Raw genomic sequence first — 25,405 nt, forward strand, 5'->3', positions numbered from 1 at the left:
CCGGAACCGCCCGCAGAACGAAGGCCGGGAGCCCGCCGCGCGCCATTTTCGGCCGCTCTGCCGCTCTCAGCCTTCGTTGTGACGGGCTCAGTAGACATACGGCATCGCGGGCTCGTCGATCGGGGTGACCGTCGCCGGTTCCAGCACGACGGTCTCGGCGCTCGTGACGCTCGGGTTCGCGCCGAAGCCGCCGCTCGCCTCCAGCCACTGCCCCTCGGTGTAGGTGTCGGCCCAGCCGGCCTGATAGACCGGCACGCCGACCGGCTGCGCGTCCACGGCGCAGCAGGTGACCACAAAACGCGCGATGTAGAAGACGTTCTCGGGGTCGGCGGCGTCGGGCGTGACGAATCCGCTCACCGTCGCCGTCCGCCCGGCGAGGAACTGCTCGCTCGCGCCCTGGCGCAGCAGGGTCGCCCAGTCGCGCACGCTGAACGAGGCGGTGTCGCCGGTAGGGGCCGCGGCGGTCACGGAAGCGTCGACCGCGCTGGTGTTGACCTCGCGTTGAGTGGCGGTCGAGGCGGTGAGCGCGGCGGGCGGGAGCACGAGCAGGGCGATAGCGGCGGAAGCGATCACCGCTACTCCGGCCGCGAGGGCGAGGACGCGCCGCCACGGGGCGGAGGGGGTGGAGGAGTGGAGGTGGTCGACGTCGGCGTCGTGCGCGGGTACGTCGTGCGCGTCCTCGTCCGCTCCCGGCACCACCGCGAACGCCGCGATCAGCAGCACGCCCGCGATCATCGCGAGCACCACGGAGAACTCGAAGTAACGCGGGTGGATGTACAGGCCCAGGCGCCCGGTCGCCGCGAGCCACAGCGTCGAGACGACGCCGATCAGACTCAGGACCACGCCCTTCCAGCGGGCGAGGAGGCGCTCAGAGCGCATAGTTCACCGCCAGTCCGAGCACGGCGGCGGCGAGCGCGACCAGCACGGTCACGCGCACCAGCGTCGCCGCCGAGAAGGTGGTCCGCAAGAGCGCGAGCATCTTGACGTCGATCATCGGGCCGAAGACGAGGAACGCGATGATGCCTCCCGGCAGGAACGTGGAGCCGAACGAGAGCACGAAGAACGCGTCGACGTTCGAGCAGATGGAGATCACGAAGGCGAGCACCATCAGCGCCAGGACCGACCAGAGCGGGTCACCGCCGAGTGCGGTCAGCACGTCGCGCGAGACGCCGACCTGGATCAGCCCGGCGATCGCCGCGCCGACGAACAGGGCCGGCATCATCGCTCCGGTCTCCTCGGCGAACAGCAGCACGCTGCGGCGCGCGCGGTCGCGGAGGGAGCGGGAGGGCCGCTCGCCCGCCTCGCAGGCGGCGCGGAAGCGGTCGGTGAGCAGAGTCATCGGGTCGGAGTGGCGGCTGAAGATCCAGCCGACGAGGTTCGCGATCACGAAGCCGCCGACGATCCGCCAGACGAGGATCCCGTCGGCCCAGCCGAAGGCCTGGTAGGTCGTGACGATGGTGATCGGATTCACGATCGGCGCGGCGAGGAGGAACGTCATCGACTCCGACACCGAGAGTCCCTTGACGATCAGCCCGCGCGCGAGCGGCACATTCCCGCACTCGCAGACCGGGAGCAGCACGCCGAGCAGCGAGATCACGAGCCGCCGCGGGAGGGCGCGCTTCGGCAGGATCCGGAGCAGCACCGCCTCGGGCACCCACAGCTGCACGGCGATCGAGAGCACGATGCCCAGGAAGACGAACGGCAGCGACTCGATGACGACGCTGATCGAGAGGGTGAGGAAGTCGCGGAGAGCGTCCGAGAGGGCGTCGCCCGCCGAGTCCGGCGCAAGGAGTCGCGTCGCGACAAGGACGGCGACCAGCGCGATCCCGAGGAGCGGCCCGCGCCGCGTCCGGGCCCGCGGCGTGCGGGGCGGGGCGGCGAGCACGGGAGCGGGGGACATCCCGACCCATCGTAGGCGGGGCTCGTGCGCGGGCCCGCCCGCGTGTCCAAAAGTTGTCGCACTGGGCGTCGAGTGCGACAACTTTTGGCTTCTCAGGGGGCGTGCAGCGGGGGGCGGAGGCGGGCGGCCTTACCTAGCGGGCGGATGGCCTGGTTGCAGAGCCGAGCCTCTCGCGCCGGTACGGGGTCACGCGGATCAGCGCCTGTCCCCCGATATGCCCCCAAGAAAGGGCAGAGATTTGCCGAGCCAGCAGCCGCTAGACTTGGCCTCTTTAGAGGAGAATAATGTGAATGATAAAAGTCGCATGAGACTGGCTATAATTATTGCATTGCCATTGTGCGCCTCGGGGCTCTACGTGTCACCTTCCGCATTCGCGAGCGAAGTGAAAAGCGGAGACCTCATTGTCGAACTAGAGGCGACCGGCGCCAGCGTCGCCACTTCACATCCCGATAAAGCCGTCGAAATGGTCGAGGGTGAAGCACGTGAGGGAGAGACTGTACAACTCGTCGACGTGGATGGTGAAGCCGCTCTCGTTACTGTGCAGTATCGTCCGATCGGAGATCTAGCGGGCAGGGCCGAACCCGCCTCGAGCAATCAGGCCGACGACAGTGGCACAACGACAGCTCCCGCACCAAGCATGACGACCATCGACGGCACCATCTTCTCCTCCGGAAATTTCGGTGGCACCGTCGATCGCGGCGAGCGACTCGAAGCCGCACCGGATTTTGCCTCGGCAATCACTGCAGAGTCGGCGAGTTTCGATTGGGACAAATCGGGAAGTCCGGAATATAGCGTGCTTCGCGACGGTGACGAGATCGGAAGCTCTACTGACGGCAAATTTACCGATTCCAGCTTGCAGCCCGGGCTCTCATACGATTATCTTCTCGAGGGAGAGGCGGACGAGTTAGGTAACGTTGCCAGCAGATCACTAACGGTCAGAACTCTTGGCGAAAGTGACAATCGAAGCGATCAAGTTCTCCAGCCGCTAGGCTATCAGCCGTACACAACAGCGTACGACTATAAAACCTTCATCCCGAATGACAAAGTTAATAACTTCGCAGCCCAGCTTGGATGCGGGCTTGAAAGCGATGAGTTTTTCATGGGGGACAACAGGAATTTTATCGGCCCCGGCGCAGGAGCGCCATACAGCACTCCATCGTACCGGACACAAATGTTCCTCAACGTCAATTGGGACAATACGGCTCCCTACGATCTAACGTACGTCAAGAGCGTCGGACCGACCAGGAAGCTCAATTCCAGCGGAGATGTGATTGAGACTCGTACAGCGTCAGACGCAGGAATGGTGTTTCAGAATCCTACCCGCTCCGGCAACCTTGTGACCTTCGGAGTCTCTCACGAGGTCGGAGATCCCTTCTGCGTCGCCGGCGCTGTGCGCTATTCTCTGACGTGGGTCAAAATATATCGTAGCGGATCGGTTTCGATTGAGGGCTCTCGTCAGCCGGTGCCCTCCCATGAGGCGTACGCTCGATTCTCCAGCAGCGATGGAAGCGAATCATGGAAAACCCTTTATCAAGCCACTGGAACTAACTTCAATTGCCTCCTTCCGGCGATCTGCACGTCCGAAAATATCAACGAGACGGTATCAGGCTAAGAGCAATCAATGAGTAGAGTCGTAAGTTATCGAAGATTTCAATGGCTTGCAGTCTGCATAGTTGCGGGGTTGCTCGGGTGTCTGCCCTTCTTTATAGGTGGGGTATTCAAAGATAGTGAAATCGCGACTTCTGTTATATCGTCAGTGTTCGCAACAGTGGTTGTGCCAGCGCTGCTATCAGCTCCGCGACTTGCTTCAGCCAAAAATGGGCGTCAGCAAGGCGCGGAGCTTCCCTGGAGACCATGTGCGCGCGCGTCAGTTATTTGCTCGATTCTGACCTTTGGGATGGGCTTTGTCTTTGACCACATCATGCCCGATCGGTACTGGGTTGACGGTGTCGGTATTGCGATCAGTGTGTCGATTCTTCTTTTTGCGACTATGCTTGCGACGCGAGGGTTTCGGACGCAATTTTCGTGCCAGTTGGTCGTATACGGGACTGCATCGATTACTGTGGTGTATGTGCTCTGGCAGGTATCTCAGCTGATAGTTGCTTCGTGACTTTATAGATGGAGCGGGTAACTGGCCGCAGCGCCGGGATCTGCGGCATCACCCGCTCGACGACGACGCCCCAGCCCGCCTCCCCCGTCAGGGTGCCCCAGGAAGTCAGCCCGCCCGCGACGAGGAGCGTCCAGCCGGTGGCGGTGAACGCCGCCCAGCGCACGCCGGCCGCCGCGAGCGCGGAGGCGCCGACGAACAGCGGGAGGTCGAGAACCGCGACAGGACGGGGATCGAGGCTGCCGAGCGTCGCCGTCTGCAGGGCGGAGACGACTGCGCCCGCGATGCACCACCCAGCGCCTGCACGGCGAAGTACGCGCGTCTCCAGAGCCTGCCTGCACGGTACTTCATAGCGGAAGCAGAGGAACGACCCAGGGCGCTGACGGGCTCCGCGGCCTAGGCTCGGAATCAATTTCCGCCGCCTCCACGAGAAGCGGCCCACCCCGACGCCAAGGACGACGCCGATGAACCGCACCACCGTGATCACCGCACTCGCCTGCGGACTCCTCCTCACCGCAGCCACCCCCGCTGTCGGCGCGAGTTCGGACACCGCCGACAACTCCGCCCGCTCGACCGACGAGCTCGCCGCCACCGACGAGGACACTCTGCTCATCAACGGGCGCGCCTTCCTCCTCGAGTAGTCCCGTACCGCGGCCAGGATGGCGGGATGGACATCACGATCCGGCCCTACCTCGAGTGTGACGCGGCCGACACTCTGGCCGTGTTCCTCGCGGCCGTCACCGAGACCGCTGCGGCCGACTACAGCCCGGAGCAGATCACCGCCTGGGCCGGCCGTCGCGACCTGCCGACCTGGAACGCTGCGATGCAGGCCAGGAACGCCGTCGTGGCAACGATCGGCGATGAACTCGTCGGCTTCTCCGATGTGAGCGCCGCGGGCTGGATCGACATGATGTTCGTCTCGCCCCGCTTCCTGCGCCGCGGAGTCGCCTCCCGCCTCCTCGCGCGCACCGTTGCGTTGAGTCGCCCGAGAAGGCTCGTTCTCACGCCCGAGAACGAGCCTTCTCGGGCGACTCAACGGGCGGCGCGAAGCGTCTCGGGCAGCGGGCAGCGGGCGCGCGTACTCCGCGCCAGTCAGGGTGTCGGATCCACAGCGGCAGCGAGCCGGGTCCCGACCACTGCCCGACTCCGCGCGCCAGCAGCCACTCCTCCGCCGCGGCGACCGGCACGGCGGACGACTCGCCCCGCGCCACCGCGAGGTGCTCCCCCAGCGACACAGGAGTCCCGCAGACATTCATCACGCCCGCCTCCGCCGACGACACCAGCCACCGCGCGAGGTCCCGCACGTTCAGCACCGATGTCAGCAGCGCCACAGCGCCCAGCACCACCCCAGGTACAGCCGGATGCGCGAACCGCCACGGCCCGTACGACGAGCGCCCGGTCGCAGGGCCCGCCGATCAGGCCGGCGCGCGCGATCAGGGCGGGCGCCGCTCCCGCCAGGACGGCCTGCTCGCAGGCGACCTTCGCGGCGCCGTAGGAGGCGGGGTCGTCGGAGGGGGCGAGCAACTCCGCGTCCTCCATCGCTCCGATGACCGAATTCACCGCGGAGACGCTGGTCGTCGAGACGAGCACGGACAGGCCGCAGCGCAGGCCGCGGGCGGCGCGGTAGACGTGCGCCGGAGTCGAGGAGAGGTCGATCACGGCGTCCCAGGACGTGCCGCCGAGAGCGCGTCGCCACGATCGGCCTGCACCGACACGGCACCCGGAGGCACGCCCGAGCCGCGTGCGACGCAGGTCACCTCGTGCCGCAGCGCCTCCGCGGCGCGGTGCCCGCCGAGCCAGCCCGTTCCTCCGAGGATCAGCGTTCCCCGCATGCTCGCACGAGCGCGCCGAGGCGCCGGGCACGGGCACCTCCTCACACCACGACGAACGCGTCCAGGATCAGCGTCGTCCCGGTCGAGGCCGGGTTCCGCGTCGACCCGCGGCGGATCGTCACGGTGTGCTCGCCAGCGGCCAGCACGGGGCTGGTCCAGACGGTGCGGGCCGAACGGATCGTCGCGCTGTAACGGTCGACGGTCGCCACCTGCACGCCGTCGAGCAGCACCTCGTTGATCCCGGACGAGGGGGTCAGCCGACTCAGCCAGCTCACCCTCGTGCCCGAGAAGAGCAGCGTCGCGGAGGCGTTGGACGTGCTCGAGTACGCGATGCTGCCGCCGCTGTCAGCAGCTCCCGAGAGCGTCGACCACGTGCCGACGGTCGTGATCGCGGCGGCTCCGTTCTCGTAGGTACCCGCGGCGGGAAGCGCGGTGGGCGTGGGCGTGGGAGTAGGAGTCGAGGTGGCGGGAGTCCCCGCCGTCACCACGAACGCGTCCAGGATGAGGGTCGCCCCCGTCGCCGCCGGGTTCCTGGTGGATCCGCGCCGCACTGTCACTGTGTGCTGACCGGCGGGCAGGGCGCCGCTGGACCAGACCGTCACTCCCGAGCGGGTCGTCGCGCTGTAGCGGTCGACGCTCGCCACGACGACGCCGTCGACCAGCACCTCGTTGATTCCCGAGGACGCCGTGAGGCGGCTCACCCAGCTGACGCCGGTGCCCGTGAAGCGCAGGGTCGCCGAGGCGCCGGCCGAGCTCGAGTAGCCGATGGCGCCTCCGCTGTCGCCGCCGCCGGAGAGGGTCGACCAGGTGCCGGTCAGCGTGACGAACGCGGAGTCGTTCTGGTAGGTGCCTTCGCCCGGAATCACCGGCGCGGGCGGATCCGGCAGCACCACCACGGGCTCCTCGGCGAGCCAGCGCCGGAAGGTGTCGAGCATGTCCTTCTGCGTGAAGCTCGGGACGATGTGACCCGAGGGAGCACCCTCGGACGAGTGCAGGGTGAGCACCGACTCCTTCGCCACCGGCTGCGCCAGCGCGTGCAGCTTGCCGCCGTGGGCCGCGATCGGCACGAGCTGGTCCTCGGGCGATCCGGTGATGCGCAGGCGCGTGCCGGACCACGATGCCTGCGGGAGGAGCGCGGGGTCGGTGGCGGGGATGGTGGCGGCGTCGAAGCCGTAGGCGGGTAGGGTCCGCGTAGGTTCGCGGGTGGCGATGTCGTTCATGTCGTAGACGCCGCTCGCGTGGTACGCGCCGCGGATCTCGGGGACGAGTCGGTTGCCGTATGCCCAGCAGAGCAGTGCGCCGCCGCCGGAGTTGGAGCGGAGGAAGCTCGCGCCGATCCGCCAGGTCTTCTGGAACCAGGCGACCGCGTTGGTCTGCGCAGTGATCGCTGCGCGGCTGGTCCAGACGCTGCCGCCGTAGTTGGGGCAGATGCTGATCACGCCGTCGTCGACCGCCTGGTCGGCCGTGTACTGGAAGGCGCCGGACAGGGCCGCGTAGGAGCTGCCGTTCGCGTGGTAGTACCAGTAGACGACCTGGCCGACCCGCGCCGAGGGCACCGCGGTGTGCGGCACGAACAGGCGGGTGCGGTCGCCCGCGATCGACACGTCGATGATCTGGTACGGCTTCCGGCCGAAGCGCGAGGAGGCGGTGTCGCTGCGCCCCAGCTCGCCGGGCAGCAGAGGGATGACGCTGTAGTCGGGAGCGGCGGAGGCCGTCATGGCGGAGGCGACGGCGGCTCCGAGGCCGAGCGCGGCTCCGGTGAGGACAAGGCGACGGCTGTGCCGACGCCCGGGTGCGGACGAACCGCGTGCGGAAGAACGCGGTGCGGAAGAACGCGGTGCGGAAGAACGAGGTGCGGACATGGGAAGACCCCCGGGGGAGGAGAGGCGACCCGGCCGGGCGGGCGCCGGACCGGAAGGATCAGGAGGAGCGAGCGGTCACCGGGGACCGCCGGCGCCGGAACTGCGATCCGGAAGGGACCGCTGAGGGCAGGCGTGGCGCCCCGAAGCAGGAGCGGACCAGGACCGGACCAGGAACGACCCAGGACCGGACCACGGTGCTCGGGCACACGCACGGGCATCATCACCCGTACCTCGCCTCCGGCACCAGCCCTGGCTCGAGGACAGCGGGCCGATCGGACACGATATCCGCATGGCGCCGCGTAGGGGACCCTTTTGGGGGGTAACCGCGCGCCCCCGCGCCGCAGCGCGCCACGAACGATGCCACGGGAGAGCGCCATCTCGCGTCACTACCCTGCCGTTCTCCGCCAGCACCCCTCGGGGTCGCCCCGAGCGGTGCCGGTGACGCGCACGCGCCATCCCCGACACCCAAGAACCTCGACATCGCAATCCAGCAGCGGAATGCGCACGTCAACACGCCATCTACAGCCTCGCCTTGTCTGAAAGACACCTGATATCCGGTCCCCAGCTCGCTGTTCCATCCCTGCACGTCTGCCCAAAAAGGAACTCGTCGGCCTCCTCGGACGTCCCGCCTCAGGGGGACAAGGCACCTCCCGAGCCCGATCTATCGTGATCTCCGCTCCACCCGGAAGGCCCGGCGAAGCGCTCCGGGGGGAGGTCGATCAGCGATGACTACGCACGTTCTCGACCGTTCTCGCCCGCCCCTCGCACTCGCCCTGGTCCTCCTCCTGCTCGCCGCCGCCCTGGTCGTCCTGCCGGCGTCGAGGGCCCAGGCCGCGACCGTCCTGGTGCAGGAGGGGTTCGGCGGCACCAGCGTCGCCGACTCCGCCTGGCAGCCGCTCGACTCGGGCTGCATCACCCGCGCCACGGTCGCTCCGCCCTCGAGCGGATCCCGCCTGGGCGTCTGCGCGAACCGGACCGCGGCTCCGGCCGCGAGCACCGACCCCGGCTTCCTCCAGCTGACCGACAACCGCACGAACTCCAAGGGCGGCGCGGTGCTCAACCGGCCCATCCCCGCGACCGGCGGGCTCGACGTCCTCTTCGACCAGTACCAGTACGGCGCGAGCCTCTCCCTGGCCGGCGCCGACGGCATCGGCTTCTTCCTGACCGACGGCTCCAGGAGCCTCACGATGGCCGGAGCCGCGGGTGGCGCGCTCGGCTACGGCCAGAACACGACGACCGGTTCGAGCGTCGACGGTGTGAACGGCGGCTACCTCGGCATCGGCCTGGACGCCTTCGGCAACTATTCGAACACCGCAGCGGGCGGCAACGGTCTGGGCGCGGGCTGCCCCACCACCCCGACCGCCCCGGGGCAGCAGGCGAACCGGATCGTCGCCCGCGGTCCCGGCCAGGGCCTGGTCGGCTATTGCTATATCCGCGGCTCCGCGCCGCCCTCCTTCGGCAACCTGCGGCCGACGACCGTGCTCGCCAACACCGCCAATCCCGCCGCCTCGGTTGGTCGGACCATCCGCATTACCGTGTCGCCCGCCACCTTCCCCGAGGTGGTCGTCTACTACGGCGGGTCGGCGGGGACGCCTGCGGCGAACCTCACGGAGGTGATGCGGTTCACGATGACGACCGCCGCACCCTCGACCTACAAGCTCGGCTTCACGGCTTCCACCGGCGGATCCAGCGACACGCACCTCATTCGCAACGTCAGCGTCTCGACCATCAACGATCTCGGTGCCCTGAACCTGGTCAAGCAGATCGACCGCACAACGACTCAGCCCACCAGCTACAGCGAGGGCTCGAGCATCCCCTACCAGTTCGTCGTCACGAACACCTCGACGCTGGCGACCCTGACAGGCGTCGCCGTCGCTGACCCCAAGGCGACGGTCTCGTGCCCCGCGACGACACTCGCGCCGCTGGCCTCCGTGACCTGCACCGGCTCGCACGTGGTGACCGCCGCCGAGGCACTCGCCAGCACGCTCGTGAACACCGCGACAGCCAGCGCTCAGAGCGGCACCACCGCCATCACCAGTGCCGCCTCCTCCGCCACCGCCCCGATCATCGCTCCCGCCCCCGCCCTCACGCTCGCCAAGACCGGCCTGCTCACCGACAGCAACGGCAACGCTCAGGCCGATGTCGGCGAGCGGATCAGCTACTCCTTCCTCGCACGCAACACCGGGAACGTCACCCTGCAGGGCGTCGCCGTCACCGACCCCCGGGTGTCCGGCATCACGCCCACCTCAACGCAGCTCGCGCCCGGAGCGAGCACGACCTTCACCTCGGCCGCGTACACCGTCACGCAGGCCGACATCGACAAGGGCACCGCCGTCAGCAACACCGCGACCGTCAGCGGCCGGACCCTCGCGGCCACCCCCGCCACGGTCAGCGCGACCTCGACGGCGACCACGCCGATCCGCTACGCCCCCTCGATCTCGCTGACCAAGGACGGCGCCCTCACCGCCGGAGCCACCGCGGGCTCCACCATCGCCTACAGCTTCACCGCCACCAATAGCGGCAACACCGCGCTGACCGCGGTCGCAATCAGCGACCCGCGAGTCACCGTCGCCTACGGCGCCTGGCCGGGCACCGCGGGGCAGCTCGGGGTCGGCCAGTCGGTCAGCGCCTCCGCCAGCTACACGCTCACGCAGGCCGACGTCGACGCGGGCTCGGTCCTGAACACCGCCACCGCCACCGGCACCCCGTCGACCGGTGCCGCGGTCACCGCCACCGCCTCGAAGACCGTCGTGATCGCCCGTACGAACGATCTCGCTCTGACCAAGACCGCGAACCCCGCCTTCATCAGCACCGCCGGCACCGTCATCACCTACACCTTCCGCGCGACCAACACCGGCACCACCACCCTCACCGCCGTTGCGATCACCGACCCCAAGAGCGGACTCTCCGCTCTCTCCTACTCCTGGCCGGGCACTTCCGGACGACTGCTGCCCGGCCAGGTCGTCACCGCGACCGCCACCTACACCACCACCACCGCCGACGTCTCGGCCGCCACGATCACCAACACCGCCACCGCGACCGCGACCGGCCCCACCGGCGGGGCCTTCACCCGCACCGCCTCGGTGAGCATCTCGGTGATCCCGGATCCGGTGGCCGACACCGCGACGGTCGTGCAGGGCGGCTCGGTCGTGCTCGACGTGCTCGCCAACGACGGGCCCGCCGCGACCGGCGCCACCTTCTCGCGCGCGCAGCTCTCGGCCACGCCGAAGGCGATCGGAGGCGCGGCGAGCCCCGCACCCGCCACTCCCGTGCAGGGGTCGGTCACCTGTGTCGCCAGCGGCAGCACCCGCGGCCAGTGCACCTACCGTCCGATCGCCGCCTTCGTCGGCAGCGACGTCTTCGACTACTCGCTCTCGGGCCAGTACGGCACCTGGAACGTGCGGGTCACCGTCACTGTCACTGCGCTGAACCGCGCTCCGATCGCCCGCCCCGACCGCGTGGTCGCGACCACCGGCGGCCCCGCCGTCACCGTCGCTCCGCTCGCGAACGACACCGACGAGGACGCGGGCAGCACTCTCGCTCTGGCGGGCACGAGCGTCCCCGGCGGGCTGCGCGGCACCTTCTCCTGCTCCGGATCGACGTGCACCTACGCGCCCGCGGCCGACGGCTGGACCGGCAGCGCCACGATCGCGTACACGGTCTCGGACGGGGCGCTCACGGTGGGCAGCACGATCACGGTCTGGGTCGATCCGGCTCCACTCATCCGGCGCGGCTTCACCGGCAGTGACGCGACGAGCGGAGCGATCGGCCTCGGCGCGTGGATCCGCTCCTCGGTGGTCGCCACTCCCGTCGCGAGCTGCACGGCCGGCCGACCGAGCACTCTCGTGAGCTGGTCGGCCGCCGCCGGAGCGACCGGCTGGACGCTCGAGCGCCGCCTCGCGGGCGCGACTCCCGGCCCGTGGACCGTGGTCGCGACGCCGGGCGCCGCCGCCACGAGCTTCACGGACGACCGTGTCGGCGAGGGCCGCAGCTACCAGTGGCGGGTCCGCCCGGATCTGCAGCGCTGGCTCGGAGTCGCCTCCGCCGCCTCGACCGCCGTCGCCCAGCCGGCCGTCACCACCGCCGGAGGCTGCTGATGCCTCCCCCTCGACACCCCTCTCGTCCTGCACGCGTCTTCGTGAGGGAGACCACGCCCGCTCCGGGCACCACCCACCAGAAAGGAACGGTCGCCATGACCACCACAGCACCCACTCGCCGTAGCCCGTGGAAGAAGGTCGCCCTCACCGGCGGCGTCCTCCTCGCCGCGGGAGCCCTCGCGGGCGCCGGCGCCTTCGCCGTGTTCACCGATTCCGGGACCGCGGTCGGCAACGTCGACGCCGGCCAGACCGACATCTCGGTGACCGGAGCGTTCACAGTCGCGAACATCGCGCCCGGCGACACGGTCCAGCGCCCGATCAGCCTCGTGCTGCCGAACGCCACCAACGACGGTGACCTCGTCTCGACGGTCCGCTTCTACCAGGACGTCACCAACGACGTCGTCGGCTCGGACACCACCGACCCCGGCCGCGTCGGCGCATCCCTGGTCACCGGAGCGAACGGCCTCGACTACCGCCTGCTCACGTGCTCGACCGCCTGGGTCCCCGCCGCCGCACCCGCGGAGAACGGCCCGTACAGCTGCGCCGGCACGCAGACCGTCACCGGCACCGGCAAGCTCTCGACCATCGGCGGAGTCGCCAACGCGGCGAACTTCACCCCGGCGAACTTCGGCATCACCCCCACCGCGACCGGGACCTTCCCCTCGGACGCCGGCGATGTGTCGCTGAACACGCTGATCGAGCTCGTCCTGCCGACCGCCGCCGACAACGCGTACGAGAACGCCTCCGCCACCGTCACCTTCACCGCCGCCGCAATCCAGCGCGCCGGCATCCAGAAGTAGACCGTTTCGTACTGCCTCCGTCTCGCCCGGCCGCCGCCGGTGCGGGGCGGAGGCCTCCCCCTTCGCTCCCGGAGTCGCCACCATGACCCACGCCCGTGCGTACGGCGCCGTCCTCGCCGCGGTGCTCCTCGCCCCCGCGGCGAGCGCCGAGCCCGTCGGCGTCCTCGACGTGCGCGAGCTCTCCCCGGCGGGCTCGCTCAGCGAGCTCGCTCCCGGCGATCGTGCGGACTGGGCGGTCGAGGTGACCAATACCGGGTTCACCCCGCAGGAGGTGTCGGTGGCGTTCGTGGTCGACGGAGGGATGCTGGCGCAGGATCCGCGCGATGGCCTCCAACTGAGCGTCGAGCTCTGCGACTCGGCGTTCACCGTCGAGCAGATCGTCGACGGTCCTCGCACGATCCAGCGCTACCTCTGCCCCGCCGACGCGGTGCCCCTGGGTTCCGGGCCGGCGGCGACGCTCGGCCGGCTCGACGCCGCGCGTCCGCTGGATGGCGGAGTCACCGAGGGCGTGCACGTGCGCGTGCTGTTCCCGGAGTCGGCCGGCAACGCGATGGAGCTCGCGGGGGCGTCGCTGCGGGTGATCGTGGGAACGTCGGATGCGGGCGAAGGCGCCAGCCCCGGCGCCAGCTCCGGCCCTGGCCCGGCGGGAGGCGGCCTGGCCGTCACCGGCCGCGACCTGGGCGCCGCACTCCTGGGCGGGATACTCGCCCTCGGCGCAGGCACGCTGCTGGCCGCAGCGGGGCGGCGCCGCAGGAGGGAGCGGGCATGACGTTTCTCCGCGCTCTCCTCGGCGGCCTGGTCGCCCTCGTCGCCGTCGCCGGCCTCACCGTTTTCGCCCTCTCGGCCCTGGGCCTCGTGCGGCTCGTGCCGGTGCTCTCGAACTCGATGGCGCCCGGGATGCCGGTGGGCTCCCTCGCCCTCACCCTGCCCGTCGATCAGGCCGAGATCCGCGCCGGCGACGTGATCGTCTTCACCGACCCCGACGATCCGGGCCGCCGCGTCATCCACCGCGTCACCCTGGTCTACTCCGAAGCGGAGGCGGCCGCCCTCCGCGGCCGTGAGCCGGGCCAGCTGGCGCTCACCACCAAGGGCGACAACAACGAGTCGGCGGATCCGTGGATCGTCACGATCGCCGACCAGCGGATCTGGCGCGAAAACTCCGTGGTACCGCTGCTGGGGTGGCCGAGCATCGCCCTCGCGCACCCGGAGGCACGCTTCGCTCTCTTCGCGGCGGGCGGCGCGGTCGTCGTCGGCGCCCTCCTCCTCGCCATCTGGCGCCGCCCCGAGGAGGTGCCCCGATGAGCGGCGCGCACCGCCCACTCGACGTCGTGCCCGAGCCGGAGCGTCCGCCCGAGGAGCACGGACGTCACAGTGCGCGGCCGTCCTCCCGCGACCGCGGAGCACCGCGGCACGCCCCCGAGGTGCGCCGCCGCGTGCTCTCCCGAGCCGGCCTGGCGGGCCTTGTGATGGGCGCCCTTGTCCTCGGTGCCGCCGCGACCGCCTCCGCCGTCTTCCTCGACCGGGCCTCCGCGGGCGCCCGCGTCGCCTCCGGGACGGTCATCGCCGAGTTCGACGCCACCGGAGCGACGACCGTCCCGGTGCCCGTCTCCGGCCTCGTCCCCGGCGGAACGGCCCGTCGCCTGCTCGACCTGACGAACGCCGGAACCGTCGCGATGTCGGCCCTCCAACTCCAGACCACCACCGGCACCGACCTCTCGGACGGCCTGCAACTCACGATCGAGCGTTGCTCGCAGTCCTGGTCGGCCGACGCCGCCGCCTGCCCCGGCACTGTGACCACCGTCACCGCCGACCGCCCCGCCACCGCCCGCCTCGACCTGCCCGGCTCGCCCGCCTTCGCGGTCGGCGCGACCGACCACCTCCGCCTCACCCTGCGCCTGTCCGACTCGGCACCCCCCGCCGCGCAGACCACCACCGCCACCCTCACCATCACCGTCCTCGGCCTCCAGGGCCCCGCCCGCCACCTCTAAGCGGACGGCGCCGCTGAGTCGCCCGAGATGGTCCGCGACACGCCGGAGCGGACGACCATGTCGGGCGACTCAGCGCCACACAAGGGGGAGGGGGGTTAGCGGTAGACGCTCCACTCTTTTTTGATGATGCGGCGCTCCTCGCCGTCGACGGCGACGATCCACTCGCCATCTTTTTTTGCCACGACCCGGCCGCGCAGGTACTGCGGCTCCCAGCCGTCGGCCTTATTGACCCACTTCACGAATCGCGCGAACCGCCCCGGCGCCACGTCGTCTCTGGACATCTCTGGACTCCCCTCATCGTCACCGGCACGCCCGTCGACCTCCGCCGAGGAGAGCCCATCGCCCAGCGCGAGGGGTGGACCTCCCTGAGAGGTCTCTACACCGGTACCACGACGCTAGGACGTCCCCCGCGACGAAGACGAGACCGTTGACTGATCGGCGATCCTCTGGCAATGCGGTGTCAGGAGTCGAACAGCACGTGCGGCCGCCCGGCGTCGACGACCACGCGCGCCCGCACGCCGTACACCTCCGCGATCAACGCTGGAGTGAGCACCTCCTCCGGAGTACCACCCGCCACGACGCGCCCCTCGCGCAGCACCAGCACCTCATCGCAGAAGAGGGCGGCGAGGTTCAGATCGTGCAACGCGACGATCGTGGTCACCGGCAGCGCCCGCACCAGTGCGAGCAGCTCCAGCTGGTGACGGATGTCGAGGTGGTTGGTCGGCTCGTCCATCAGCAGCTCGCGCGGCTCCTGCGCGAGCGCCCGGGCGATGTGCGCACGCTGGCGCTCGCCGCCCGAGAGCGTGTGCCACAGGTGGTCGGCCTTCGCCCCGAGCCCCACCTGCTCGAGCGCGCGTTCGATCGCGCGCAGGTCCTCCGCCGTGTCGCCGCCGAGCAGTGAGCGGTGCGGGGTGCGGCCGAGTCGGACGACATCGCGGACGGGCAGGTCCGCCTCCGTCTCGGCCTGCTGCGTCACTGTCGCAACGACCCGGGCGACCTCGCGGCGGCGGAGCGAGCGCAGCGGCGCGCCGTCGAGGGTGACCACCCCCGCATCCGGAGCCGCCGTGCCCTGGAGCAGCCGCAGCAGCGACGACTTACCCGACCCGTTGGGTCCCAGCAGCCCGACGGTCGCGCCGGGCCCGGGCCGGAGGGAGACCCCGTCGACGACCAGGCGACCGCCCCGCCGCCAGGCGACCCGGTCGGCCTCGAGCGTCACGAGCGGCCCCTGCGCCGCAGGAGGAGCAGCATGAACACCGGCACACCCACGAGCGCCGTGCCGACACCCACGGGCAGCGGAGTCGGCGCGAAGACGACACGCGAGCCGGCATCGACCCACACGAGGAACACCGCGCCGAGCAGGATGGTCGCGGGGATCACCCGCGAGTGCCGCTGCCCGAACACCAGGCGGGCGGCGTGGGGCAGCACCAGCCCCACGAATCCGATCGCTCCGGCAATGCTGACCAGGGTCGCCGTCAGCAGGGCCGTCACCACGAGCAGGAGGAGACGGGTGCGGCCGACGTGCACACCCAGTGAGGCGGCCACGTCCTCCCCGAAGGCGAACGCGTCGAGCGTGCGCGCCGCGGCCAGGCACACCACCGAGCCGAGCAGCACGACTCCGCCGCTCAGAGTCACGTCGTCCCAGCGCATGCCCTCGAGTGAGCCGAGCAGCCAGAACATCACGCCGCGCGTCTCGTCCGAATCGGCGAGCGCGAATACGATCAGCGAGGTCAGCGCCGAGAACAGCTGCGTGCTCGCGACTCCTGCCAGGATCACCCCCGAGGTGCCGCCCGCCGAGAAGCGGGTGAGCAGCAGCACGAAGCCGAAGGCGACCAGCGCGCCGACGAAGGCGCCGCCGGAGAGCCCGACCACTCCTCCGCCGACCCCGAGCACGCCGACGAGCACCGCGCCGGTCGAGGCGCCGGAGGAGACGCCCAGCACGAACGGGTCGGCCAGCGGGTTGCGCAGCAGCGATTGCAGGATCACCCCGCACACCCCGAGCCCCGCGCCGCAGGCCGCGGCCACCAGCGCGCGCGGGAGACGCTCCTGCCAGACGATCGCGTCTTCGGCCGCGCGCACGGGCACAGCGGCGAGCCCGAGATGGTTGAGGAGGATGTCGCGGACGTTCACCAGCGAGACGTCCGCCGGGCCGAGCGTCACCGCGACGCCGACCGACAGCGCCAGCGCGAGCAGCCCGCCGCCGACCAGACCCGCGGCGATGAGGCCCCGCGGCGTTCGGCGGACGAGGACCGCGGTCAGAGTGAGGCCCCGTTCGCGTCCCACCAGGCGTGGATCTTCTCGAGCCCGTCGACGAAGCGGATCGAGGGGTTCAGCTCGGCACCGTGCAGCGCGATGAAGCGACCCTTCTGCACCGCAGGCAGAGTACTGGTGAGCGGGTCGGACTGGAGGAACGCGGTCTTGTCGGCGAGCCGGTCGCCGGGGAAGCGGTCGCGCTGCAGGTCGCCCAGCACCAGGACGTCGGGGGCTGCCGCGACGACGCTCTCCCAGCCGACAGCGGGCCAGTCCTCGGTGCGGTCGGCGAAGACGTTGGTCATCCCCGTCGTGGTGCCGAGCATCGAGGCGAAGTTGTAGCCACCCGACATGTAGGGCGTCTTGGTGTCGGCGAACCAGAAGGCGACGCTCCGGCCGCCGAAGTCGACTCCCTCGGTCGCGGCCGCGGCGCGCGCCTGCAGCTGCGCGACCAGCGCGTCGCCGCGCTCCTGCACATCGAAGACCTCGGCCAGCTCGTGGATCTCCTGGTAGAGGACGTCGACGGTGAGCGGGACCGTGCGGACGCCGCTGCCGCCGTTCACACTCGCGCCGGAGTCGCAGTCGGAGGGGGCGAGATAGGAGCCGATGCCCGTCTCGGCGAGACGGTCGCGGGAGGCGACGCCCTCGGGGGCGAAGTGGCGACCGAAGGAGGCGGTGACGAAGTCGGGGTCGGCGCCGAGCAGCACCTCGTAGGTGGGTGCGTTGTCGGCCAGACGCGGCACGCTCTCGTTCGCGGAGGCAAGGGTGCCGAGCACGGGATCGGTCCAGGAGGCGGTGCCGACCATCCGGTCCTCGAGCCCGAGCGAGAGCAGGATCTCGGTCGAGTTCTGATCGAGCGAGACGACCCGCTGCGGGGCAGCGGTGACGGTGGTGCTGGTACCGCAGTTGTCGAGGGTGACCGGGTAGGAGGTCTTGCCCTCCCCTGCGGCGGCCGTGCTCGGGGCGTCGACCTGCTCGGAAGCGCCGCAGCCGGTGAGGGCGAGCAGCGTCAGGGCGGCGAGGGCGAGGGCGGCGTGACGCCGTCGGTGCGTGGACATGGATCTCCCGTGGTTCGTCTGCGTGCCGCGGCGAAGAGGGCGGGACCGGGCGCGGTAAGCCTAGCCTTGCCTCACCTCGACCCGTCGATTCGCGACAGGTGTTCCGCGCCATCGCCGCTTATTCGGTGTCGCGCCGCACCCCGCCGCTGCGCCTGGCGACCTCTGGAGAGTCCTCGATCCGCTCGACGTGACGGCGCAGAATCCACTCGATCGCAAGGACCCCGAACCGGCCCGGGCGTGCTCGGCGCTGAGAAACTGGCGGGATTCGGGGTCCGAGGACGGCGTGCGCCGGTCCCCGTGGAATCGGCAGACGCCCACGGACGAGGTTCCCCTCAGAGCGCAAGAGCGCGATCCTGGACACCGACGATCGATGGCGCTCGCGCCGCCATCCACCGGCCGCACCGGAAGGACCCCTGTGCCCCGCCATTTCTCCGCGCCTCCCGGCCGGCCCGCGCTGGTGCGCAAGGCCGACGCCTCCGGCTACCGCCCCGAGATCGAGGGGCTGCGCGCGGTCGCGTCACTCCTGGTCGCCACGTTCCACATCTGGTTGGGCCGCGTCTCCGGAGGCGTCGACGTCTTCTTCGTCGTCGCCGGCTTCCTCACCACCCTGACCCTCCTCGGCCAGATCCGCCGCTACGGGCGGGTGCGGCCGGTCGCCTTCCTCACCCGGCTCGCCTCCCGGCTCTTCCCGGCGGCCGCGGTGGTGCTGGTCGTCGTCGCGGCGCTCTCGCCGCTGCTCCTGCGCCCCTCCCAGCTGCTGCAGACCTTCACCGAGGTGCTCGCGTCGACGTTCTACGTCGAGAACATCGCGCTCGCGCGGGCCGGAGTGGACTACCTCGCGCAGGACGATTTCCACTCGCCGGTGCAGAACTTCTGGGCGATGTCGGTGCAGGGGCAGTTCTATCTGATCTGGCTCGGCCTGGTGCTCGTCGCGACCCTCATCGCCGTCGTGCTGCGCCGGCGCGCGCAGCTGCCGCGGATCCTGCTGGTGCTCGTCGCGGCGCTCACCGTGCTCTCGTTCGCCCTCTCGGTGGTGCTGGTCGGGGTCGACCAGCCGACCGCCTACTACAGCACCCTCGCGCGCTCGTGGGAGTTCGGCCTCGGCTCGCTCGCGGCGCTCGTGCTCCCGGGCCGCGTGCTGCCGGCCGCTCTGCGCACGGTCGCCGGCTGGCTGGGGCTGATCGGAGTCGTCTCCTGCGGCTTCGTGCTCCAGGTCTCGACCGCGTTCCCCGGTGCCGCCGCGCTCTGGCCGACCGTGTCCGCGCTGCTCGTGCTCGTCGCCGGCAGCGGACCCGCTCCGGAGTTCGGGGTCGCCCGCCTGCTCGCCACGCGCCCGCTGGTCTGGCTCGGCGGCATCAGCTACGGCCTCTACCTCTGGCACTGGCCGCTCCTGGTCTTCTGGCGCGAGAGCACCGGCGAGGACCCGGGCGCGCTCGCCGGGCTCGGGATCGTTGCCGCCGCGACCCTGCTCGCCGCCGCCTCGAAGCGCTTCCTCGAGGATCCGCTGCACCGCCGCGCCCCCGTCGAGCGCCCGCGCCGCCTCCGTCCGCTCGCCCCGGCCGCCCTGCTGGCCGCCGCCGCACTGGTCGGAGTGACAGGACTCGGCGGCACGAACGCCGCGATCGCGGCCGACCTCTCCCGCGCGCACGCCCTCCCCGTCTCGACCGAGGGCTGCGTCGGAGCGGCGGCGCTCGCGAACGCCTGCCCCGACTCCTGGAGCACCAGCCTCCCCGCGGTCGACGCCTCGGAGGACGGCTCCGTGCTCAACACCGACGAGTGCAGCACCGGCAACTCGGGCACCGAGCTCAAGGAGTGCCGCTTCGGCGACCCCGGCGGCCAGCGCGTGCTGTTGATCGGCAACTCGCATGCAGCCTCCTTCTTCCCCGCGTTGCGCGGAGTGGCGCAGGAGCGCGGCTGGGACCTGCACAGCTACTACAAGACGGGCTGCGTCTTCTCGACCGCCGAGCGCCGCGACGACTCGGAGTCCGCCCGGCGCTCCTGCGACGTCTGGAACGGGAAGCTCCAGGAGGCGCTCGCGGCCGCGGACCCGTACGACCTCGTGGTCACCGCCTACTCCGCGAAGAAGTCGGTGTTCGTCGACGCGTCAGGCACTCCCGACGAGCAGGCCGGCATCGACGGGTTCCACGAGTCGTGGGCGCCGCTGATCGCCCGCGGATCCACGGTGGTCGCGATCCGCGACAACCCGGTGCTGCCCTCGCTCTCGCTGCTGGCCTGCGCGGAGCAGCCCGGCACCGCTGCCGAGTGCAGCGTCCCGCTCGAGGAGGCCTTCGCCGACCGCGAGCTGATGGCCGCCGCCGCCGACGGCTGGCCGGGCGCCGCCTCCGTCGACCTCACCCGCTGGTTCTGCGATGACCGGGGCTGCCCGCTCGTCATCGGCGGAGTGAAGGTGTACCGCGACCTCGGCCACCTCACCGAGTCGTACGCGCGGACGCTGACCTCCTACCTCGGCGAGGCGCTGGATCCGCTCCTCGGCTGACGTCCTCTCGCGCCCACTCCGGACACATGCAAGACTGCTTATATGAGCAGGGATCCGAGCCGCTGATGGGCCACTCGCACGGCAGTCCGGCCGGCTCCGCGGCGGCCAGACACCGGCGCCCCCTGCTGGCCGCCTTCGCGCTGACCGCGGCGTTCATGGTCGTCGAGTTCGCGGTCGGAGTCGCGACGGGCTCGCTCGCATTGCTCTCGGACGCCGCGCACATGGGCACCGATGTGCTCGCCCTGGGGATGTCGATCGCGGCGATCTCGCTCGCCGCGCGCCCCGCCGCGAAGGGCCGCACCTACGGCTCCTACCGCCTCGAAGTCCTCGCCGCCCTCGCGAACGGCCTGCTCCTGTTCGCCGTCGCCGCCTTCGTGATCGTGGAGGCGGTGCGCCGCTTCGCCGAGCCGCCCGCGGTACCCGGCGGCCCCCTCCTGATCACCGCCGTCGTGGGCCTGACGGTCAATCTGGTGAGCCTGCGGCTGCTGTCCGTCGGCGCGAAGGAGAGCATCACCCTCCGCGGAGCCTCGCTGGAGGTGCTCGGTGACGCGCTCGGTTCGGTCGGAGTGATCGTGGCGGCGATCGTGCTGCTCACGACGGGGTGGGCGTGGGCCGATCCGATCGTCGGCGTGCTGATCGGGCTGCTGATCCTGCCGCGCACCTGGTCGCTGACCCGTCAGGCGCTGGGGATCCTGATGGAGTCGGCGCCCGCGCACGTGGACCTCGCCGCCCTCGAGCGCGACGTCTGCGCCGTCCCCGGTGTGCTGGCGCTGCACGACCTGCACGTGTGGACGATCACCTCGGGGATGGAAAGCGCCACCGGCCACGTGGTCGTCGCGCCCGACGCCGACTATCGAGCGGCGCTCTCGCGGGTACTCGCTGTCCTCCGCGAGCGCCACGGCATCGACCACGCGACGATCCAGTGCGAGCCGGAGGCCTTCCCCGAGACGACGCACCGGCCCTGAGCGGCGTCCCCACACCCCAAAAGTTGTCGCACTCGAGGGCGAGTGCGACAACTTTTGGATTCTTGCGGCCGCAGCGGTTCTGTGTGAGCTCGTCAGTGTGCGGCGGCGTCGGCGTGGGGCGTGCGGAGGCGGGAGACGCCCAGCACGACGCCCGCAACGATCAGCCCGAGCACGAGGCCGAAGACCATCGAGACGGCGGTGTCGGCCAGCCACACGACCACCGGGCCGGCGCCCTCGACGGCGTGCGTGACGGCGTGGACGACGTCGTAGGGTCCGTGCCACACCGTCTCGGCGAGGTTCGCGACGACCAGGTGACCGCCGACCCAGAGCATCGCGAGCGTCCCGATGATGCTGATCGCGCGGAACACGGCCGGCATCGACGCGACGATCCTCGCTCCGGTGCGCCGCACGCCGCGGGCCGCGTTCTTCATCAGGCGCAGGCCCACATCGTCGATCTTCACGAGGAGGGCCACGGCGCCGTAGACGAGCAGGGTCATCCCCAGCCCGACGACCAGCAGCGCGCCGAGCGTGGGCCAGATGCCGAAGTCAGGGTCGAGACCGTCGAGCGCGATCAGCATGATCTCGGTGCTGAGGATGAGGTCGGTGCGGATGGCGCCGAAGACGAGCTTCTTCTCGTCGCGCGCCTCCGACTCGTGGCCACCGTGCGAGACGCCGAACCACTCCAGCACCTTCTCCGCCCCCTCGAAGCAGAGGAAGCCGCCGCCGAGGATCAGCAGGTACGGCAGGACCTGCGGCGCGAAGGCCGAGAGCAGCAGGGCCAGCGGAATGATGATGACGAACTTGTTGAACAGGCTCCCCAGCGCGATCCGCCCCACCACCGGCAGCTCCCGCGCGGGCGTGAGGCCCTGCACGTACTGCGGGGTGACGGCCGCGTCGTCGATCACGACGCCCGCCGTCTTGGCGCTCGCCTTCAGAGCGGCGGTGAGGATGTCATCGACAACCGCCAGCAGGCCGACCGACATGTGCGTCTCCTTGAGAGTCCGGGGTGAGAGGGCTCACAGTATCGCGCGCGGGAGACCGTCTCCGCTTTCTCCCGTGCGCGATCTGCAGGCAACCGTGCGATCAGCAGGCGACCGTGCGATCAGCAGGAGTTCCGTGCGATCAGCAGGAGTTCCGTGCGATCAGCAGGAGTTCCGTGCGATCTGCAGGAGTTCCGTCGGTGAGAGCGCTCTCCTCCGCTGATCGTGGTCGCACGAACCAGGAAAGTCCTGCACATCGCACCTCAGTTGCGGACACGAGGTCGGGCCATCAGTGTCGGCAGCGGCCGCCTCGATCGGGCGGAAGTTCCGGACCTCAGAGCCGAGACTTCTGATCCGAGCCGCTTCCGCTCCTCGGCGGCCGGGTCGATCAGAAAGATGGGGGCCGTCCGCACCCGACCAGCCTCTGGAGGCCCTTGTGAACGACTCGATCCCCGATGACCCCCGCACAACCCGCATCGACGATGGCTGGAGCAACCCCGCCGCGGAGAGTGTGCACCGACGGGTCTTCGTGAAGGGCGCGGCATGGGCGGTTCCCGTGGTTGCCGTCTCCCTCGCGACTCCGGCTGCGGCTGCCTCGGGGTCGCCGACCTTGACGTTCACGGAAGCGTCCTACAGAGGCTCCGCCTGCACGGCGATCACCGGCGTGCAGGTCTCGCGTACCACCGACGGAAGCACGGCGGACGCGGGCAAGACCATCACCGTGACCCTGAAGGACGGCTACACCTTCGCCGGAGGGAAGACCACCTACTCGGGGACAACGGACTCGAAGGAGCTCCTCACCCTCCCCGACATCACGGTGCCAGCCGACGGCGGCACCAGCCGCTTCGGGGCATCCTCCGATTCGCTCAGCACGAGCGCGCCGGTCAGCGCCCCCGCCTCCACCGCCGCCCGCAATCACCAGTGGAACACCAGCGATGGTGGGGCAGTCGAGGACTACCCGAACATCCCGAAGGACTCGAAGGCGGTCGGTTACGGCTTCTTCCTCACACCCGACAACGAGCTCTGGTGGAAGACGCGAAAGACCGCGATCGCCAAGAGTGTGACCTCTGCGGTCGGCGAGCACGTCGACTCCACAACCGCCGATTACGTCACGTATACGACCGCAGACGGAAATTTCCAGTGGGACACCACGGGCGAGGACGGAACGCTCGAGACCTATCCGAAGATCCCCAAGAAGTCGAAGGCGGTCGGTTACGGCTTCTTCCTCACACCCGACAACGAACTGTGGTGGAAAAAGCGCGAAACTGCAATCGCGACGAACGTGACATCCGCCGTCGGCGAGCACGTGGACTCCACTATGGCGGACTACGTCACCTACACCACAGCCGACGGGAACTACCAGTGGAACAGCGCGGACGGGGGAACACTCGACACCTTCCCGAATATCGCGAAGAACTCGAAAGCCGTCGGCTACGGCTTCTTCCTCACTCCGGACAATGAACTCTGGTGGAAGACCCAGGAAACCGCCGTGGCGAAGAATGTGACCTCCGCCGTCGGCGAACACGTCGACTCCACCATGGCGGACTACGCCACCTTGACGACCGCCGACGGCAACTATCAGTGGAAGAGCGGCGGCAAGGAGGGGACGCTTACGACGTTTGCCAAGGTCCCGAGCAACTCGAAGGCGGTTGGTTACGGCTTCTTCCTCACACCCGACAAGGAACTCTGGTGGAAGACCCGCGAGAGCGCCGTCGCGAAGAATGTGACCTCCGCCGTCGGCGAGCACGGCGACTCCAGCATGGCCGACTACGCCACCTACACCACCGAGCCCTCCTGTAGCTGAGGCACGAAGGGCCGCCCGGTCGACGATCGGGCGGCTCTGCCGTGCCGCGACGGAGCCGCCCGCGGGGACAACGACGTCGCTGGGGATCACCCTCGGGGATCCCCGGAGGCATCTGGAGTGGTGGTGCTTCCGGCAGAGCGGCGGCGCATCGGGGCCTCGGCGTCGAGCGCGGCCTCGACCTCGGTGATTGTGCGCGAGAGGGCCGATGGAGCCGGGAACCGGCCTATCGGGCCGGCGCGAGGGCGTACTGAGAACCTATCTGAGTGAGGACCTGTTCGATCGGCATGTACTGCATGAGGTTCACGTACTCCCCCAGGCCCGCTCTCTGGATGATGCCGTACAGCCGTCCGTCCTCGCTGATGACGGGCCCCCCGGAATCACCTTGTTCGAGGCCTTGAGCGTTCGTTGAGCGGGCCATCAGGCCCTCGTCGTGTCCCCAATTCACAGGCCTGTTCGCCTCCGACACCCAATTGCAATTCACTCCCGTGTCCACCCCGCTCGTGCAGAAGCGCTCGCCCGGCGCGGGGCTGCCCGGCGGTCTCATGGGCACCGCTCGTTCCCCGCCCCTCGTGCTCATGATGACCTTGCCCGCAGCACGCGGCTCCACCGCGCTCCCGGCGAAGCACGACTGGATGGATCCGAAGCATGCCCTCGGCGCTGGAGAGGTGTAGGGCGGGATCACAGCGAGTTCGACGTCGTTGGTCGCGGACATCCACACAACACTGCCGACGTTCTGGTGGTTCAGGCCGATACTCGCGCCGATTCCCGAGGAGCAGTGCTTGGCGAGGAGGACGTATCGCGTCGCGGCCACATACGGAGAGACAAGGGAGCCCGGCCCGACCCGTGAGAGCACTGCGCCGACCGTGCACTCGCTCCCACCGGGCAACGTCAGCGCCGTTCCGGCGACGATGGGGAAGCGGGCTCGCACCTGATCCTCGGCGCTCGCAGGGGTGGCGGAGCCGACGAGCGCGGCGACCATCATGAGGATGCTCATCAGACAGAGAGTCTTTTTTCGCGTGCGATCGGCGCGATGAGACGTCATTGCTGTACCTTTCAGAAAAGATCACCGTCGCTGCGCCTCAGCGAAAGAGAGGCGTGGCTTCGAAAATCGTGAGTGACGTCTCACTGGTCGGGATCGCGCTCGGGCGCAGAAGATCGACTATCCGGAGACACGCCGGGCGAATACCCGGTCCGCGATGATAGTAACCCGAATTCCTTCTCGCCCTCATCCTCGTCTCGTGAGTGTTCTCGCACTCTTCACCACGTGT

Annotated in this window: 22 protein-coding genes and 1 pseudogene; 11 read left to right on the forward strand and 12 right to left on the reverse strand. The window is 69.9% G+C overall.

Translation table 11 applies throughout. The features are described 5' to 3' along the window. Positions 1 to 87: 87 nt before the first annotated feature. Both A6122_RS14640 and A6122_RS14645 read right to left on the reverse strand, forming a co-directional pair. A complete protein-coding gene (locus tag A6122_RS14640; RefSeq protein WP_068256427.1) occupies positions 88 to 879 on the reverse strand; it encodes a TIGR03943 family putative permease subunit in 792 nt (263 codons plus the stop codon). Beyond that, the gene (locus A6122_RS14645) at positions 869 to 1,900 is read right to left on the reverse strand and encodes a permease (protein ID WP_084416101.1); all 1,032 of its coding nucleotides are present in this window, start codon (positions 1,898 to 1,900) and stop codon (positions 869 to 871) included. Before A6122_RS14645 ends, A6122_RS14640 begins: the two co-directional genes overlap by 11 nt. 286 nt (positions 1,901 to 2,186) lie before the next feature. Here A6122_RS14645 and A6122_RS16820 point away from each other — a divergent pair, with 286 nt between their 5' ends. Further along, positions 2,187 to 3,512 carry a hypothetical protein gene (locus A6122_RS16820; protein WP_146077215.1) on the forward strand — a complete coding sequence of 442 codons (1,326 nt, stop codon included), beginning with the start codon at positions 2,187 to 2,189 and terminating at the stop codon, positions 3,510 to 3,512. Between the two features lie 445 nt (positions 3,513 to 3,957). Here the strand turns inward: A6122_RS16820 and A6122_RS14650 are convergent, their stop codons facing one another. Then, the gene (locus tag A6122_RS14650) at positions 3,958 to 4,419 is read right to left on the reverse strand and encodes a hypothetical protein (RefSeq protein WP_146076722.1); all 462 of its coding nucleotides are present in this window, start codon (positions 4,417 to 4,419) and stop codon (positions 3,958 to 3,960) included. A gap of 52 nt (positions 4,420 to 4,471) precedes the next feature. Here A6122_RS14650 and A6122_RS16825 point away from each other — a divergent pair, with 52 nt between their 5' ends. After that, positions 4,472 to 4,648, forward strand: coding sequence for a hypothetical protein (locus A6122_RS16825; protein ID WP_157593828.1), 177 nt, complete (start codon positions 4,472 to 4,474; stop codon positions 4,646 to 4,648). Between the two features lie 26 nt (positions 4,649 to 4,674). After that, positions 4,675 to 4,977 (forward strand): annotated as a pseudogene (locus A6122_RS17450) (GNAT family N-acetyltransferase); the annotation flags it as partial. A 122-nt stretch (positions 4,978 to 5,099) separates the two neighbouring features. On the opposite strand, the gene A6122_RS17455 reads toward A6122_RS17450, so the two are convergent. The 3 genes from A6122_RS17455 to A6122_RS14665 are packed head-to-tail and all read right to left on the reverse strand — an operon-like array spanning position 5,100 to position 7,557. Then, positions 5,100 to 5,666 carry a Rossmann-fold NAD(P)-binding domain-containing protein gene (locus A6122_RS17455; RefSeq protein WP_068256435.1) on the reverse strand — a complete coding sequence of 189 codons (567 nt, stop codon included), beginning with the start codon at positions 5,664 to 5,666 and terminating at the stop codon, positions 5,100 to 5,102. Then, on the reverse strand, positions 5,663 to 5,839 hold the full coding sequence (locus A6122_RS16830) for a Rossmann-fold NAD(P)-binding domain-containing protein (protein ID WP_157593829.1): 177 nt from the start codon (positions 5,837 to 5,839) through the stop codon (positions 5,663 to 5,665). Before A6122_RS16830 ends, A6122_RS17455 begins: the two co-directional genes overlap by 4 nt. 41 nt (positions 5,840 to 5,880) lie before the next feature. After that, entirely contained in the window at positions 5,881 to 7,557 is a 1,677-nt protein-coding gene (locus tag A6122_RS14665; RefSeq protein ID WP_068256438.1) for a hypothetical protein, read from the reverse strand. Positions 7,558 to 8,426: 869 nt separating this feature from the next. Between A6122_RS14665 and A6122_RS17510 the strand changes: the two genes are divergently transcribed. The 5 genes from A6122_RS17510 to A6122_RS14690 all read left to right on the forward strand — a co-directional run bounded on the left by A6122_RS17510 (position 8,427) and on the right by A6122_RS14690 (position 14,586). Beyond that, positions 8,427 to 11,798 (forward strand): DUF7507 domain-containing protein, encoded by a 3,372-nt coding sequence (locus A6122_RS17510; RefSeq protein WP_068256441.1) that lies wholly within the window; start codon positions 8,427 to 8,429, stop codon positions 11,796 to 11,798. A gap of 95 nt (positions 11,799 to 11,893) precedes the next feature. Then, positions 11,894 to 12,598, forward strand: coding sequence for a TasA family protein (locus tag A6122_RS14675; protein WP_068256444.1), 705 nt, complete (start codon positions 11,894 to 11,896; stop codon positions 12,596 to 12,598). A gap of 82 nt (positions 12,599 to 12,680) precedes the next feature. Beyond that, the gene (locus A6122_RS14680; protein ID WP_068256447.1) at positions 12,681 to 13,367 is read left to right on the forward strand and encodes a hypothetical protein; all 687 of its coding nucleotides are present in this window, start codon (positions 12,681 to 12,683) and stop codon (positions 13,365 to 13,367) included. Then, positions 13,364 to 13,900 carry a signal peptidase I gene (locus A6122_RS14685; RefSeq protein WP_068256450.1) on the forward strand — a complete coding sequence of 179 codons (537 nt, stop codon included), beginning with the start codon at positions 13,364 to 13,366 and terminating at the stop codon, positions 13,898 to 13,900. The genes A6122_RS14680 and A6122_RS14685 overlap by 4 nt, the downstream gene beginning before the upstream one ends. After that, a complete protein-coding gene (locus tag A6122_RS14690) occupies positions 13,897 to 14,586 on the forward strand; it encodes a hypothetical protein (RefSeq protein WP_068256453.1) in 690 nt (229 codons plus the stop codon). Before A6122_RS14685 ends, A6122_RS14690 begins: the two co-directional genes overlap by 4 nt. Before the next feature lie 95 nt (positions 14,587 to 14,681). Here the strand turns inward: A6122_RS14690 and A6122_RS14695 are convergent, their stop codons facing one another. The 4 genes from A6122_RS14695 to A6122_RS14710 all read right to left on the reverse strand — a co-directional run bounded on the left by A6122_RS14695 (position 14,682) and on the right by A6122_RS14710 (position 17,891). Next, positions 14,682 to 14,867, reverse strand: coding sequence for a hypothetical protein (locus A6122_RS14695; RefSeq protein WP_068256455.1), 186 nt, complete (start codon positions 14,865 to 14,867; stop codon positions 14,682 to 14,684). A gap of 179 nt (positions 14,868 to 15,046) precedes the next feature. After that, positions 15,047 to 15,802: an ABC transporter ATP-binding protein gene (locus A6122_RS14700; RefSeq protein WP_068256457.1), complete on the reverse strand. Its 756-nt coding sequence runs from the start codon at positions 15,800 to 15,802 to the stop codon at positions 15,047 to 15,049. Next, a complete protein-coding gene (locus A6122_RS14705) occupies positions 15,799 to 16,866 on the reverse strand; it encodes a FecCD family ABC transporter permease (protein WP_068256460.1) in 1,068 nt (355 codons plus the stop codon). The genes A6122_RS14700 and A6122_RS14705 overlap by 4 nt, the downstream gene beginning before the upstream one ends. Next, positions 16,839 to 17,891: an ABC transporter substrate-binding protein gene (locus A6122_RS14710; RefSeq protein ID WP_068256463.1), complete on the reverse strand. Its 1,053-nt coding sequence runs from the start codon at positions 17,889 to 17,891 to the stop codon at positions 16,839 to 16,841. Before A6122_RS14710 ends, A6122_RS14705 begins: the two co-directional genes overlap by 28 nt. A gap of 415 nt (positions 17,892 to 18,306) precedes the next feature. On the opposite strand from A6122_RS14710, the gene A6122_RS14715 reads away from it, so the two are divergent. After that, a complete protein-coding gene (locus A6122_RS14715; protein ID WP_167542400.1) occupies positions 18,307 to 20,388 on the forward strand; it encodes an acyltransferase family protein in 2,082 nt (693 codons plus the stop codon). A gap of 65 nt (positions 20,389 to 20,453) precedes the next feature. After that, complete coding sequence (locus tag A6122_RS14720; RefSeq protein WP_068256466.1) at positions 20,454 to 21,353, forward strand: cation diffusion facilitator family transporter; 900 nt, start codon at positions 20,454 to 20,456, stop codon at positions 21,351 to 21,353. A 92-nt stretch (positions 21,354 to 21,445) separates the two neighbouring features. On the opposite strand, the gene A6122_RS14725 is transcribed toward A6122_RS14720, so the two are convergent. Beyond that, positions 21,446 to 22,336, reverse strand: coding sequence for a DUF808 domain-containing protein (locus A6122_RS14725; protein ID WP_068256469.1), 891 nt, complete (start codon positions 22,334 to 22,336; stop codon positions 21,446 to 21,448). 433 nt (positions 22,337 to 22,769) lie between these two features. On the opposite strand from A6122_RS14725, the gene A6122_RS14730 reads away from it, so the two are divergent. Further along, entirely contained in the window at positions 22,770 to 24,137 is a 1,368-nt protein-coding gene (locus A6122_RS14730; protein ID WP_068256472.1) for a hypothetical protein, read from the forward strand. Positions 24,138 to 24,360: 223 nt separating this feature from the next. Here the strand turns inward: A6122_RS14730 and A6122_RS14735 are convergent, their stop codons facing one another. Continuing rightward, the gene (locus tag A6122_RS14735) at positions 24,361 to 25,131 is read right to left on the reverse strand and encodes a chymotrypsin family serine protease (protein WP_068256475.1); all 771 of its coding nucleotides are present in this window, start codon (positions 25,129 to 25,131) and stop codon (positions 24,361 to 24,363) included. Positions 25,132 to 25,405: the final 274 nt, after the last annotated feature.

The sequence above is a fragment of the Rathayibacter tritici genome (genome assembly GCF_001641005.1).
Classification (GTDB): Bacteria; Actinomycetota; Actinomycetes; order Actinomycetales; family Microbacteriaceae; genus Rathayibacter; species Rathayibacter tritici.

Bases quoted from the DNA above. Each gene is read 5' to 3' on its own strand.
- A6122_RS14695 (WP_068256455.1), bottom strand. From the start codon at position 14,867: ATGTCCAGAGACGACGTGGCGCCGGGGCGGTTCGCGCGATTCGTGAAG.
- A6122_RS14675 (WP_068256444.1), top strand. From the start codon at position 11,894: ATGACCACCACAGCACCCACTCGCCGTAGCCCGTGGAAGAAGGTCGCC.
- A6122_RS14645 (WP_084416101.1), bottom strand. From the start codon at position 1,900: ATGTCCCCCGCTCCCGTGCTCGCCGCCCCGCCCCGCACGCCGCGGGCC.
- A6122_RS14665 (WP_068256438.1), bottom strand. From the start codon at position 7,557: ATGACGGCCTCCGCCGCTCCCGACTACAGCGTCATCCCTCTGCTGCCC.
- A6122_RS14720 (WP_068256466.1), top strand. From the start codon at position 20,454: ATGGGCCACTCGCACGGCAGTCCGGCCGGCTCCGCGGCGGCCAGACAC.
- A6122_RS14710 (WP_068256463.1), bottom strand. From the start codon at position 17,891: ATGTCCACGCACCGACGGCGTCACGCCGCCCTCGCCCTCGCCGCCCTG.
- A6122_RS14640 (WP_068256427.1), bottom strand. From the start codon at position 879: ATGCGCTCTGAGCGCCTCCTCGCCCGCTGGAAGGGCGTGGTCCTGAGT.
- A6122_RS14690 (WP_068256453.1), top strand. From the start codon at position 13,897: ATGAGCGGCGCGCACCGCCCACTCGACGTCGTGCCCGAGCCGGAGCGT.
- A6122_RS14725 (WP_068256469.1), bottom strand. From the start codon at position 22,336: ATGTCGGTCGGCCTGCTGGCGGTTGTCGATGACATCCTCACCGCCGCT.
- A6122_RS16830 (WP_157593829.1), bottom strand. From the start codon at position 5,839: ATGCGGGGAACGCTGATCCTCGGAGGAACGGGCTGGCTCGGCGGGCAC.
- A6122_RS14680 (WP_068256447.1), top strand. From the start codon at position 12,681: ATGACCCACGCCCGTGCGTACGGCGCCGTCCTCGCCGCGGTGCTCCTC.
- A6122_RS14685 (WP_068256450.1), top strand. From the start codon at position 13,364: ATGACGTTTCTCCGCGCTCTCCTCGGCGGCCTGGTCGCCCTCGTCGCC.
- A6122_RS17510 (WP_068256441.1), top strand. From the start codon at position 8,427: ATGACTACGCACGTTCTCGACCGTTCTCGCCCGCCCCTCGCACTCGCC.
- A6122_RS14735 (WP_068256475.1), bottom strand. From the start codon at position 25,131: ATGAGCATCCTCATGATGGTCGCCGCGCTCGTCGGCTCCGCCACCCCT.
- A6122_RS16825 (WP_157593828.1), top strand. From the start codon at position 4,472: ATGAACCGCACCACCGTGATCACCGCACTCGCCTGCGGACTCCTCCTC.